We start from the raw sequence: 12,679 nt of genomic DNA on the forward strand, positions 1-12,679 counted from the left end.
TTGCCTGAGCAGAAGACCGAATCCTCTCGGAATTTTGGTTTCGTGCTGTAAGCCCAGGCTTACACTTGCGTAAGTGTTCGTTATTTTTACACCCTGGCAATCGTCCATGTTGAACGTTTTGTGTGTTCATCTTTTTGATTTATATAACTATTTTTTATTATTAATGACGTGTGACAGTTGGAATTCGCGCCAAGGGGCCATTGATCCCGCAGGGGAACACTCTAGTATTGAGGTTGTGTCGATGGACAGACACGTCCTTCAAGGATGAGGGATATGGATATCGCAGGACGCGATTCATCAGGACGATGAAAAGGAACACAGGGAATAGGGAAAAAATGTGGGCGGGTCAAACCGCCCCTTTTTTTGCCTGCAGAAAAGCAAAAAGGCCCTTGTGGGGCCTTTTCAGAGAACGCGGGGGGTAATCAGCGCTCGAGGTCTTTGAGCTTGCTGCCTACAGATTTGTTGATGACGCGATCAAACTCTTCTGCATCAGGCATCGAATCTTTCTTCTCGGTGATGTTTGGCCAGATATCGGCCAACTCAGCGTTCAGCTCGATGAAGTTTTCCATGCCGGCCGGAACCTCATCTTCGGAGAAGATAGCCACGGCAGGGCATTCAGGTTCGCACAGCGCGCAATCGATGCACTCATCCGGGTGAATCACCAGGAAATTCGGGCCTTCGTAAAAGCAGTCCACCGGACAGACTTCTACGCAGTCGGTGTACTTGCACTTGATGCAGTTGTCGGTGACGACGAAGGTCATTTCTAATTTTCTCCTCAGGCGCGGCTTGCTGCGCCCCTTCTCGTAGGGGTCGCCAGGTTCGGGAGCGATAGTCTGCTGGCCAGGCTATTAGCCAGCAGCATCCCAAACCGCGCGAGATTCTAACAGCTTGCAAGCCGCTGCGTTAGATCCGTGTCTTTAGTGTATAGAGCATTTCGAGAGCACGACGTGGCGTCATGTTGTCCAGGTCGAGCTTGGCCAGGTCATCCAGCACCGGGTGCGGCAGGCTGGCAAACAGATCGCTTTGCTGCGGAGCCGCTGGTTTGCCCTTGGCCGGTGCCGGTGTTTCATGGGGCAGGGCGGTGTCTTCCAGGCGGCTCAAATGCTCGCGAGCACGGGTGATGACCTCGCTCGGTACGCCTGCCAGTTGCGCAACGGCCAGGCCATAACTCTGGCTGGCCGGCCCGGGCAGCACGTGGTGCAGGAACACGATGCGTTCGTTGTGCTCGGTGGCATTGAGGTGCACGTTGGCCACCAACGGCTGGGCTTCCGGCAGGACGGTCAGTTCAAAGTAGTGGGTGGCGAACAGCGTGTAGGCACGCAGGTGCGCCAGGCGCTCGGCCGCCGCCCATGCCAGGGACAGACCGTCGAAGGTGCTGGTGCCGCGCCCGACTTCGTCCATCAGCACCAGGCTGCGCTCGGTGGCGTTGTGCAGGATGTTCGCGGTTTCGCTCATTTCCACCATGAAGGTCGAACGCCCGCCGGCCAGGTCATCGCTGGAACCGATCCGGGTGAAGATGCGGTCGACCAGCGACAATTCGCAACTGGCTGCCGGCACGAAGCTGCCGATGTGCGCCAGGAGCACGATCAAGGCGGTCTGGCGCATGTAGGTGGATTTACCGCCCATGTTCGGACCGGTGATCACCAGCATGCGGGTGTTGTCGTCCAGGCTCAGATCGTTGGCCACGAATGGCGTGGTCAGCACTTGTTCGACCACCGGGTGACGACCCTGGGTGATGCGCATGCACGGCTCGCTGACGAAGCGCGGGCAGTTCAAGTCGAGGTTCAGTGCTCGTTCGGCCAGGTTGCTCAAGACATCCAGCTCGGCCAGGGCGCCGGCGGTGTCCTGCAACGGTGGCAGCTGGCTGATCAGGTCTTCGAGCAACGCTTCGTAGAGCATCTTCTCGCGGGCCAGGGCGCGGCTCTTGGCTGATAGTGCCTTGTCTTCGAACGCCTTGAGTTCCGGCGTAATGAAACGCTCGGCGCCTTTGAGCGTCTGGCGGCGAATGTAGTCGGCCGGTGCCGATTCCGCCTGCTTGCTTGGCAGCTCGATGAAGTAACCGTGGATGCGGTTATAGCCGACCTTCAGGTGCGACAGGCCGGTGCGAGCCTTTTCCCGTGCCTCGAGGTCGATCAGGAATTGCCCGGCGTTTTCGCTCAGCGACTGCAAATCGTCGAGTTCGCTGTCGTAGCCGGTTTTCAACACGCCGCCATCACGAATGACGGCGGGCGGGTTGTCGATGATGGCTTTTTCCAGCAGTGCCGCCAGTTCCGGGTAGGTGCTGGTGATGGTGGCGAGTTGCTGGAGGTGCGGGGCTTCAAGCTCCGTCATTGCCACTTGCAGTTCTGGCAGGGCGCCGAGGGCGTCGCGCAAGCGGGCGAGGTCGCGGGGGCGGGCATTGCGCAGGCCGATCCGCGCAAGAATCCGCTCGATGTCGCCGATTTCCTTGAGCTGCGGTTGCAGCCTTTCGAAGCGGTAACTGTCGAGCAGGCAAGTGATCGAGCTCTGACGCGCCAACAGCACCGTCAAGTCGCGCAACGGGCGATTCAGCCAGCGGGTCAGCAGGCGACTGCCCATGGCGGTCTGGCAGCGGTCCACCACCGATTGCAGGGTGTTGTCGCGGCCGCCGGCCAGGTTGGTGTCGAGCTCCAGGTTGCGACGGCTGGCGCCATCGAGCACCACGGTGTCGTCCAGGCGCTCATGACGCAGGCTGCGCAAATGGGGCAGGGCGGTGCGTTGGGTTTCCTTGGCGTAGGCCAGCAGGCAACCGGCGGCGCCGATGGCCAGGGTCAGGTTTTCGCAGCCGAAGCCCTTGAGATCCTGAGTCGAGAATTGCTGGCACAGGCTTTTGAGCGCCGAGTCGCGTTCGAAATCCCACGGCGCGCGGCGACGCACACCGCGACGTTTTTCCGCCGGCAAGTCCTTGGGCCAGTCATCCGGGATCAGCAGCTCCACCGGGTTGACCCGCTCCAGTTCCGCCAGCAGGTTTTCCCAGCCCTTGATTTCCAGCACGCTGAAGTTACCGCTGGTGATGTCCAGCACCGCCAGGCCGAACAGGCGCTCATCACCCAGGACTGCAGCGATCAGGTTGTCCCGACGCTCGTCGAGCAGCGCCTCGTCACTCACCGTCCCCGGTGTGATGATGCGCACGACCTGCCGCTCCACTGGCCCTTTGCTGGTGGCCGGGTCGCCGACCTGCTCGCAGATCACCACCGATTCGCCAAGCTTCACCAGTTTTGCCAGGTAACCCTCGGCGGCGTGGTAAGGAATCCCGCACATCGGAATCGCCTGGCCAGCCGACTGTCCACGGGCGGTCAGGGTGATGTCCAGCAACTTGGCGGCTTTCTTCGCGTCTTCATAGAAGATCTCGTAGAAGTCGCCCATGCGGTAGAACATCAGCTGGTCCGGGTGCTGGTTTTTCAGGCGCCAGTACTGCTGCATCATGGGGGTGTGGGAGGACAGGTCGGAGACGGCTTTATTCATCGGATTGTCAGGAAGCTCGTTGAAAGAGGTGGGGCAAAAGCGGGGCAATGGCCGGGCTTTTCCGCGATGGGCGCAAGGTTACCATGGGCGGTCTGCCCGACGCAGGCGCCACGGCCGGGTGACATCTTTTACGATGCAAAAAACGTGATATGTATCGATTATGCAAATCGGCATTGTCTTCATCGAGAAGAGTAAGCACTATGCGAGATATGCAAAAACGCAACGTGTCTACCGTATTAAGAGCATTGCTCGATCAGCACGGGATCTCCCCCACGGAGCTTCACCGTCGCACCGGCGTGCCTCAATCCACGCTCTCGCGCATTCTCAGCGGGAAGATCGTCGATCCTTCGGATAGACATATTTCGAAGATCGCCGAGTATTTCTCCTTGAGCACCGACCAGTTGCGTGGCCGCGCGGACGTCTCGTCTGCCGCTAATGCCGGGCGCGCTCCAGTGCATTCGGAACTCAAGGATATAAGTCTGTGGGATGACGATACCCCTGTCGATGACGACGAGGTGTCGGTCCCCTTTCTTCGCGAGGTTGAATTGGCCGCGGGATCAGGAAGATTCGTCATCGAAGAAAGCGAGCGCTCTAGCCTGCGCTTTGGCAAGCGAAGCCTGCGCCATAACGGTGTGCAGTTCGACCAGGCCAAATGCGTGACAGTGCGGGGCAACAGCATGTTGCCGGTACTGCGCGACGGCGCCACGGTCGGGGTCAATGCCGGCAAGTGCGGCATTGGCGATATCGTTGACGGCGACCTTTATGCAATCAATCACAACGGCCAATTGCGGGTGAAGCAGCTGTATCGCCTGCCGACCGGTATTCGCTTGCGCAGCTTCAATCGTGACGAGCATCCGGACGAGGACTACACCTTTCAGGAAGTCCAGGAGGAGCCGATTGTTATCCTCGGCCATGTCTTCTGGTGGGGCATGTACGCTCGCTAACGCCCTTGCGCTCAGATAAAAACCGCTTCCCGAGCGGTTTTTTTTCGCGTGCTGAAAACATCGGATCATCTTTCAATGCGTTAATGCATTGACTGATTATGCATCAATGCATAATCTGCTTGCCTGTCTATTCAAGAACGCGGAGTGACCGTTCACTCAAGGAGGCATGAAATGACCGTTGAGCAATATGCATTGCTGGACATGCCTCTGTGGCTGCTCATCAGTCTGCCAATACTTGGTGGCGTTACCGGTGAAATGTGGCGTGCCGATAAAGAGGGCGTTCGTGGCTGGCCCCTTGTCCGACGCCTGGGCCTGCGGTCTGGCTCCAGCATGATCTGCGGCGCCTCGGTCATCATGCTGCTGCATGCCGCCAATGTTTCCATCTGGGCTGCCTGTGCGGGTGGTTGTTTAGCGGCGATGGCCGGTACAGACGTGGTTCTAGGGTTGTATGAGCGCTGGATGGCCAAGCGTATGGGGATCGGACATCTTCCGTCCGGTGACGTCGAAGATTGATTCCCCGACAGGCCTTTTCCAGAGCCTCTGGTTCTTTACATTTTGATCGGTCCTGTCGCTTGCAAGTGCGGTCTGCTCGTGTACGGTTAACCTCATCCCGCCCGATCAGGAGATGACCGTGAACGAAATCACCCAGCTCGCCGCCGAACTCGGCAGACGCCTGCAGGTTCTCAATGCCCACGTCACCACGGCGGAGTCCTGCACCGGCGGCGGCATCGCCGAGGCAATCACCCGTATCCCCGGGAGTTCGGCCTGGTTCGAGGCCGGTTATGTCACCTACTCCAACCGGCAGAAAACCCTGCAACTGGATGTCCCGGTGGAGTTGTTCACCACCGTGGGCGCGGTCAGTCGCGAGGTGGTCGAGGCCATGGTCCGGGGGGCGCAGAAAAAAAACAGCGCGTATTTCTCCGTGGCGGTCAGTGGCATCGCCGGTCCCGATGGTGGAACGGCGAACAAGCCGGTTGGCACGGTGTGGCTGGCCTGGGGCGTCGGAGACCAGGTGTTCTGTGAACGGCAGCACTTCCCGGGTAATCGTGACGACGTCCGCCGACAAACGGTGAAGGCCGCGCTAGAGGGGCTGCTGCGGTATGCCGCGGCAGAAATCTCAAATCAGGGGTAGGCGATCCGGAATCGCTGTGGAATAATACTGGCTACTTATACAGGTGTTGGCCGTCAGGCCTTATTGATTACGTGAGGACTTTAATGGACGACAACAAGAAGAAAGCCTTGGCTGCGGCCCTGGGTCAGATCGAACGTCAATTCGGCAAGGGTGCCGTAATGCGTATGGGCGATCAGGACCGTCAGGCGATCCCGGCCATCTCCACTGGCTCTCTGGGTCTGGACATCGCTCTCGGCATCGGCGGCCTGCCAAAAGGTCGCATTGTTGAAATCTACGGTCCTGAATCTTCCGGTAAAACCACGCTGACCTTGTCCGTGATCGCCCAGGCTCAAAAAGCCGGCGCGACCTGCGCATTCGTCGACGCCGAACACGCCCTCGACCCTGAGTACGCCGGCAAGCTGGGCGTCAACGTCGACGACCTGCTGGTTTCCCAGCCGGACACCGGCGAGCAGGCCCTGGAAATCACCGACATGTTGGTGCGTTCCAACGCGGTTGACGTGATCATCGTCGACTCCGTGGCTGCCCTGGTGCCAAAGGCTGAAATCGAAGGCGAAATGGGTGACATGCACGTGGGCCTGCAAGCCCGTCTGATGTCCCAGGCGCTACGTAAAATCACCGGTAACATCAAGAACGCCAATTGCCTGGTGATTTTCATCAACCAGATCCGTATGAAAATCGGCGTGATGTTCGGTAGCCCGGAAACCACCACCGGTGGTAACGCACTGAAGTTCTACGCATCGGTTCGTCTGGACATCCGTCGTACCGGCGCGGTGAAGGAAGGTGATGAGGTCGTCGGTAGCGAAACCCGCGTCAAGGTTGTGAAGAACAAAGTGGCTTCGCCGTTCCGTCAGGCCGAGTTCCAGATTCTTTACGGCAAGGGCATCTACCTCAACGGCGAGATGATCGACTTGGGTGTTCTGCACGGTTTCGTCGAGAAGTCCGGTGCCTGGTATGCCTATGAAGGCACCAAGATCGGTCAGGGCAAGGCCAACTCGGCCAAGTTCCTGGCGGATAACCCGGAAGTCGCGGCAAAGCTGGAGAAGCAACTGCGTGACAAGCTGCTGTCCCCTTCGTCGGTAGCAGACGCCAAAGCTTCTGCGGTCAAAGAGACCGAAGACGACCTGGCTGACGCTGATATCTGATCGAAGCGATGACCGCCGTACTCGATACACTCGTCGCGGTGCGGCGAACCGCAATGGACCTGCTCGCACGGCGCGAGCACGGTCGTGTCGAGCTGACGCGTAAGCTGCGTCAGCGCGGCGCTCTCCCTGAGATGATCGAAACAGCACTCGACCGGTTGACGGAAGAGGGGTTGTTGTCCGAAACCCGTTACCTCGAAAGTTTCGTTTCCTACCGCGCCCGTTCCGGTTATGGCCCTTTACGCATTCGTGAAGAGTTGGGCCAACGTGGCCTGCAGCGCACCGATATTGAACTCGCCCTGCGTGAGAGCGGTATCGACTGGCAGGAGCAATTGATCGATACCTGGCGACGCAAGTTCTCAGGGCAATTGCCGGCAGACGCCCGGGAGCGAGCCAAGCAAGGCAGGTTCCTGGCGTACCGTGGATACTCCATGGAAATGATCAATCGCCTGTTCAGCGGTCGAGGGATGGACGATTGAACTGAAACGGCCCGCTATATCGATAGCGGGCCGTTTTTTTATGCCTCACGAAACCTTTGATGGCTCCCGGGTGCGTTGTTGCACCTGGGGTTTTGATTGTGCCCAGTTTTCCGGCAGGTTGATGTAGTCCACAAGCTCGCGCAGGCGGCCATGATTGCGGGCGTTGAAGTTGAAGACCAGCCGCACCAGATGGCTGAACTCGGCTTCGTCATGTTCCTCACTACTGTAAACGTGTTGATGGAAATGATCGCTCAGGCACAGGTCGGCGAAAGCCTGCTGCATGTGTTCGAGCGCGTGGTCGCTGAGTGTGTGATTCATGCGAATCAGGAACTGATGCTTTAGCCAGCGACTGGAGTGGAAGTTGCTGTAGAACTGGTTGATGTGCTCTACCGCTTCATCGACGTTGTAGACCAGTTTCACCAGCTTCATGTCAGTGGGCAGGATGTAGTGGTTTGCCTCCAGTTGCTGGTGGATGAAGTCCAGTGCGCCTTGCCAGAATTTGCCGCCCGGCGCGTCGAGCAGTACCACGGGCACCAATGGACTCTTGCCGGTCTGGATCAACGTCAGCACTTCCAGCGCCTCATCCAGCGTACCGAAGCCACCAGGGCACAGCACCAGGGCGTCGGCTTCCTTGACGAAGAACAGCTTGCGGGTGAAAAAGAAGTGGAAAGGCAGCAGGTTGGTCGTGCCGTCGACAGTGGGGTTGGCATGCTGCTCGAAGGGCAGGGTGATGTTGAAGCCCAGGCTGTGTGTCAGGCCGGCGCCCTCATGGGCGGCGGCCATGATGCCGCCACCGGCACCGGTAATGACCATCATGTCCGAGCGCACCAGCGCAGCACCGAGCTCTCGGGCCATGCTATAGAGCGGATGTTCCATGGGCGTGCGGGCCGAGCCGAAAACAGTGACCTTGCGTCGCCCCTTGAATTGTTCGAGCACGCGGAAAGCCTGTTCCAGTTCGCGCAGGGCTTGCAGGGTGATTTTGGCATTCCAGCGGTTGTGGTCTTCCTGGGCCATGCGCAGCACGGTCAGGATCATGTCGCGGTAGATCGGGATGTTCGGGCTGTTGGGTGAAATCAGCTTGAGTTGTTCTTCGACCTTGCTGATGAGGTCGTGGCCGCTTTCTTCAAAATGACGGCTCAGGAGGTCATTCGGTTGGTAAGGCATTCAACTTCTCCTTCTGCACAGAACCCTCGGCCCGACAACGTAAGTCGGTGCCACGACACTTCATGTGTCGCTGTCTGCCCAGGCCCATGCCTGGGCGATCTACTTGACCCGAAAGGCATCGGATCATCCAAACAGGCTCTGTTTTCCCTTGAATGAAAAAACGTTCGCACTACACGACAAGCAACGGCCAGCCCCTTTCCAGCCTTGAAGAAGTATAGGTGGATACCCTGAAATCCAGGTCTTCACAGTTATTTGCGCTGCCTTGATCATTGCGCCACAAAGTCTTTCCTGGCAACCGCTTATTGACGATTTGCAAGGTGCTTTCACCGCTCGTCTGAACGCACGTCGCATGTGCTGCACTCTGATTTACTAAGTTACAGGTGCAACACAACAACTTTGCGTCAACGGCAAGGCGCACGGTACAAGCGATTCAAGGATTTATCACTCAAACATGAGTGAGGTGCAGGGAGGCGGGAAACCATGGCCAGAGTCGTTCTGGAGATCGATACGCAACTGTATCGATTGCTGAAGTCATCAGCCGAGACCCATCATTTGAGTCTCGAGGATGAGTGCTGCCGTCGTTTGCGCGGTGGCGAACGCCGTTCGCATTACTTGCAGGCGCTGCTGGCGGAACTGCGCGCCGAAGATGAACAGCGGCGCGCCAAATCCAGGTGATTACTTTTTCTTCTTCGCCGGTTGCAGGCAATCCGATTCCTGGAAGCTTGCGGAGCCGACCGGGCGGTTGGTCTTCACCTCGGTGAAGTCGTAACGCATGATCGCGCCCTTGGCCATCAGCTTGCGAAACCCTTCGTTTCGGCAGACAGAAGCTCCCAACTGGAAGTACACGGCTTTCGGGTCTGCACGCATCTTGTCGGCGTGGCTGCTCTGCACGCTCAGGTGGTTGATCAGCTGTTTGCCGTCAACGGTATAGCCTTGATCGAGAATGTCTTCGTTGATCGCTCGAGGAGTGCCGACGCTGCTCTGGGCGGCGACGTTTTGCAGCATTTTGTTCAGTTCCGTGTCTTTCAAGGACGCAGCCTGGGCGTTGAAGGATGACGCCAGCAAAATGGCCGCGGTAGGAACGATAAGGCGCAGCATGAAACTCTCCTGGTTCAGTGATGCGGGTTGGACCCGTCACGTGACTGTGCGTTCAGTGGCGGCGAATTATAGGGGAGGCGGGCTGGACGGTACAGGCTTGCGCCGGGCGCTCTGGTAAACTGCTGGCACTTTTTACCCTGTCGAGTGTTTTTCGTGTCGATTTCCCTTCTGTGTGGGCGTTGCCCGCCATGAGTCATACCCCCGCGCGCTTTGCCTTGAATGCCGTAGCCCGCTTGCGCGATCAGCGTGAGGAGGAGGGCATCAAGCCGATTCAGGCCCGCGGCTGGCGCGCGACGCGCTGCCGTGACTGCCGGGTGATCGAGAGCCACTGCCTGTGCGCATGGCGTCCGCAGGTCGCTACCCGTTCCGGCGTGTGCCTGATCATGACCAATAAGGAAGTGTTCAAACCGAGCAACACCGGTTGGCTGATCGCCGACGTGGTGCCTGACAACCATGCCTTCATCTGGTCCCGTACCGAGACCGATCCGAAGTTGCTGGCGCTGTTGTCCGACCCGCAATGGCAGCCTTACCTGGTGTTTCCGGGGGAGTACGTCGAACCTGAACGCGTGACAAACACTGTGGACGTCGATGGCACGAAGCGCCCGTTGTTCATTCTGTTGGATGCGACCTGGACCGAAGCGCGGAAGATCTTTCGCAAGAGCCCCTATTTCGATCGATTGCCGATCCTCAGCCTTCTGCCGGAGAAACTCTCCCGCTACCGGTTGCGCCGCTCGACCCGCAGCGAACATCTGTGCACGGCGGAAGTGGCGGCGCTGTGCCTCGACCTCGCAGGCGATATCGCCGCGGCATCGGCGCTGGACGCCTACTTCGATGTGTTCAGCCAGCATTACCTCGACGCCAAACACCAGTTGGACATGAACGTTTCGACCCCGGCGCACGCCGAGTTGATGCCCTATGTCCGGTCGGTCACCCCATTGATGGACTGATTGTCGCGCATACTGCAATAAAGTGTACCGGCCATGCTGCTTGACCACCCCGGCTTCGCTGGGCATGCTTGGCGCCGATTAGGGTGCTGCCGGAATTTTCGACGCCGTTTTTTGCGTTGAGCGTGCCTTGTCAGTGCAGCTGCGTGGCTGTGTCTTGACTTGCTTTGGCGAGGTCCGAATGCATCGGGCGTCCCATGAAAAACAGGATCATTTGAAAAATGGCCACATACGAAATCCTGATTGCCGATGACCACCCACTTTTTCGTAGTGCCTTGCATCAAGCGCTGACCCTGGGCCTCGGCCCGGACGTGCGTCTGGTGGAAGTGGCGAGCATCGCCGAACTGGAAGTGCGCCTGACGGAAAAGTCCGACTGGGATCTGGTACTGCTGGACCTGAACATGCCGGGGGCCTACGGTTTTTCCGGGCTGGTCCTGCTGCGCGGGCAGTACCCGCAGATTCCGGTGGTCATGGTCTCGGCCCAGGAAGAGCCAACCATCATGGTCAAGTCTCGCGAGTTCGGCGCCAGTGGCTTCATTCCCAAATCCAGTGACTTGAGTGTGATCCAGAAAGCCGTGCGCGCCGTTCTCGATGGCGACGTGTTCTGGCCGCCGCAGGCATTTGAAGCGGTCAGCGTCTCGGATGAGGCCAAGGCGGCCAGCGAAGGTCTTGCCAGCCTCACCCCGCAACAATTTCGCGTGTTGACCATGGTCTGCGAAGGCCTGCTGAACAAGCAGATCGCCTACGAGCTGAGCGTTTCCGAGGCGACTATCAAGGCGCACGTGACCGCGATTTTCCGTAAACTGAATGTACGGACCCGGACTCAGGCCGCGCTGCTCTTGCAACAACTTGAGTCAATTTCCAGCCATTAAAGGCTGGCAAATTCACGCTTTTTTGACTTTGGTTGAACTAGCTTTCCCACTTCTTTTTTGCCAGTTGCCCACTCTATGTCACCTTTCAAAGGCCAGACCGGCCTGAAACGTATTCTCAATGCTTCCGGTTATTCGCTGGACGGCCTGCGCGCAGCCTTCACCGGTGAAGCCGCCTTTCGGCAATTGGTGTTGCTCAACGTCATCCTGATCCCTTTGTCGTTCTTCCTGAATGTCAGCCGGGTCGAACAGGCGTTGTTGATCGCGGTATGCCTGTTGGCGTTGATCGTCGAGTTGCTCAACTCGGCGGTGGAAGCGGCCATCGACCGCATTTCCCTTGAACGGCACCCGCTGTCCAAGAATGCCAAGGACATGGGCAGTGCCGCCCAGTTCGTGGCGTTGAGCATGATTGCCCTGGTGTGGGCGGTGATTCTGCTTTAAGCGATCGTCGGCAGCACGATCTCGTCGCTGCGCTGGACCCCGGCGGTGAAGGCGCGGCACAGTTCGAGGAACTCGCGCATCGCCGAGGTCTGATACTTCTGTTTATGCCAGATGAAATAAAACTGTCGCGCCAGATCCAGATCCGGCGTCTCGACAGGCACCAGGCTGCCGCGGCGGAATGCGTCGCGCAAAGCCAGCCTGGAAATGCAGCCAATCCCCAAACCTGATTCCACTGCGCGCTTGATCGCTTCGGTGTGCTCAAGCTCGAGGCGAATGTTTAACGAAGTGCGGTGATGGCGCATGGCTTGATCGAAGGTCAACCGCGTGCCCGAGCCCTGTTCGCGCAAGATCCAGGCTTCGTGGCTCAACTCGTCCATGGTGGCCGTGCCACGCTTGGCCAAGGGATGCTGGGGGGCGCAGAACACCACCAGTTCGTCCTCGACCCAGCTTTGTACTTCGATGTCCGGGTGACTGCAGTCGCCTTCGATTAGACCCAGATCAATTTCATAGTGGGCCACTTGTTGCACGATATTGGCAGTGTTCTGCACATGCAGTTTCACCTGGCTTTCCGGGTGGCGTTGCATGAAGCTGCCGATCAACAATGTGGCCAGGTAATTGCCGATGGTCAGGGTCGCGCCCACCGCCAGAGAGCCGAAACCGGACTTGCCATTGAGCAGGTCTTCGATTTCCTTGGCCTGGTCCAGCAGCGCCACCGCTTGCGGCAACAGTTGTTTTCCGAGGGCGTTGAGGCTCAACCGTTTGCCGGCGCGGTCGAACAACTGGCAGCTGCACTGGCGCTCCAGTTCGGTGATCGAGGTGCTCGCCGCCGATTGCGAGAGGTTGAGCAGGCCCGCGGCACGGGACACACTTTCCTGCTGGGCGACGGCGACGAATACTTGAAGTTGACGGAGAGTAAATCGCATATCGATATAACCGATAACCCTTATCTTAATAATCCATTTAACAGATATTGTCTCTGCCTTTAG

General features: G+C 58.4%; 14 protein-coding genes. 9 read left to right on the top strand and 5 right to left on the bottom strand.

The annotated features are described in order from the left end of the window. Positions 1-422: 422 nt before the first annotated feature. Together fdxA and mutS are read right to left on the bottom strand one after the other, a co-directional pair. The gene (gene fdxA / locus AB4O40_RS23475) at positions 423-761 is read right to left on the bottom strand and encodes a ferredoxin FdxA (RefSeq protein ID WP_056720928.1); all 339 of its coding nucleotides are present in this window, start codon (positions 759-761) and stop codon (positions 423-425) included. 142 nt (positions 762-903) lie between these two features. Further along, positions 904-3,483 carry a DNA mismatch repair protein MutS gene (mutS, locus tag AB4O40_RS23480; protein WP_056720925.1) on the bottom strand — a complete coding sequence of 860 codons (2,580 nt, stop codon included), beginning with the start codon at positions 3,481-3,483 and terminating at the stop codon, positions 904-906. Positions 3,484-3,692: 209 nt separating this feature from the next. On the opposite strand from mutS, the gene AB4O40_RS23485 reads away from it, so the two are divergent. The 5 genes from AB4O40_RS23485 (at position 3,693) to recX (ending at position 7,177) form a co-directional block, all read left to right on the top strand. Then, on the top strand, positions 3,693-4,427 hold the full coding sequence (locus tag AB4O40_RS23485) for a LexA family transcriptional regulator (RefSeq protein ID WP_056722271.1): 735 nt from the start codon (positions 3,693-3,695) through the stop codon (positions 4,425-4,427). Positions 4,428-4,598: 171 nt separating this feature from the next. Beyond that, positions 4,599-4,940, top strand: a complete 342-nt coding sequence (locus tag AB4O40_RS23490) for a phage holin family protein (protein WP_056720923.1) — start codon at positions 4,599-4,601, stop codon at positions 4,938-4,940. Between the two features lie 118 nt (positions 4,941-5,058). Beyond that, complete coding sequence (locus AB4O40_RS23495; RefSeq protein WP_056722269.1) at positions 5,059-5,559, top strand: CinA family protein; 501 nt, start codon at positions 5,059-5,061, stop codon at positions 5,557-5,559. An 83-nt stretch (positions 5,560-5,642) separates the two neighbouring features. Further along, complete coding sequence (gene recA / locus AB4O40_RS23500) at positions 5,643-6,701, top strand: recombinase RecA (protein WP_046041172.1); 1,059 nt, start codon at positions 5,643-5,645, stop codon at positions 6,699-6,701. 8 nt (positions 6,702-6,709) lie between these two features. Then, positions 6,710-7,177: a recombination regulator RecX gene (gene recX / locus AB4O40_RS23505; RefSeq protein ID WP_056720921.1), complete on the top strand. Its 468-nt coding sequence runs from the start codon at positions 6,710-6,712 to the stop codon at positions 7,175-7,177. A 45-nt stretch (positions 7,178-7,222) separates the two neighbouring features. Here recX and AB4O40_RS23510 read toward each other — a convergent pair whose 3' ends face one another. Beyond that, the gene (locus AB4O40_RS23510; RefSeq protein ID WP_056720919.1) at positions 7,223-8,341 is read right to left on the bottom strand and encodes an LOG family protein; all 1,119 of its coding nucleotides are present in this window, start codon (positions 8,339-8,341) and stop codon (positions 7,223-7,225) included. A gap of 480 nt (positions 8,342-8,821) precedes the next feature. Here AB4O40_RS23510 and AB4O40_RS23515 point away from each other — a divergent pair, with 480 nt between their 5' ends. Then, entirely contained in the window at positions 8,822-9,016 is a 195-nt protein-coding gene (locus AB4O40_RS23515; RefSeq protein ID WP_056720917.1) for a hypothetical protein, read from the top strand. Here AB4O40_RS23515 and AB4O40_RS23520 read toward each other — a convergent pair whose 3' ends face one another. Then, positions 9,017-9,439: a PA3611 family quorum-sensing-regulated virulence factor gene (locus AB4O40_RS23520; protein WP_056720915.1), complete on the bottom strand. Its 423-nt coding sequence runs from the start codon at positions 9,437-9,439 to the stop codon at positions 9,017-9,019. Positions 9,440-9,627: 188 nt separating this feature from the next. Between AB4O40_RS23520 and AB4O40_RS23525 the strand changes: the two genes are divergently transcribed. The 3 genes from AB4O40_RS23525 to AB4O40_RS23535 all read left to right on the top strand — a co-directional run bounded on the left by AB4O40_RS23525 (position 9,628) and on the right by AB4O40_RS23535 (position 11,693). Beyond that, complete coding sequence (locus AB4O40_RS23525; RefSeq protein ID WP_056720913.1) at positions 9,628-10,386, top strand: tRNA-uridine aminocarboxypropyltransferase; 759 nt, start codon at positions 9,628-9,630, stop codon at positions 10,384-10,386. Positions 10,387-10,604: 218 nt separating this feature from the next. After that, positions 10,605-11,255 (top strand): response regulator transcription factor ErdR, encoded by a 651-nt coding sequence (gene erdR / locus AB4O40_RS23530; protein ID WP_008054094.1) that lies wholly within the window; start codon positions 10,605-10,607, stop codon positions 11,253-11,255. Positions 11,256-11,330: 75 nt separating this feature from the next. After that, the gene (locus AB4O40_RS23535; protein ID WP_015093791.1) at positions 11,331-11,693 is read left to right on the top strand and encodes a diacylglycerol kinase; all 363 of its coding nucleotides are present in this window, start codon (positions 11,331-11,333) and stop codon (positions 11,691-11,693) included. Here the strand turns inward: AB4O40_RS23535 and AB4O40_RS23540 are convergent. After that, positions 11,690-12,616: a LysR family transcriptional regulator gene (locus AB4O40_RS23540; RefSeq protein WP_056720912.1), complete on the bottom strand. Its 927-nt coding sequence runs from the start codon at positions 12,614-12,616 to the stop codon at positions 11,690-11,692. The genes AB4O40_RS23535 and AB4O40_RS23540 overlap by 4 nt on opposite strands. Between the last annotated feature and the right edge of the window lie 63 nt (positions 12,617-12,679).

It is taken from the genome of Pseudomonas sp. S2_F07, assembly GCF_054668325.1.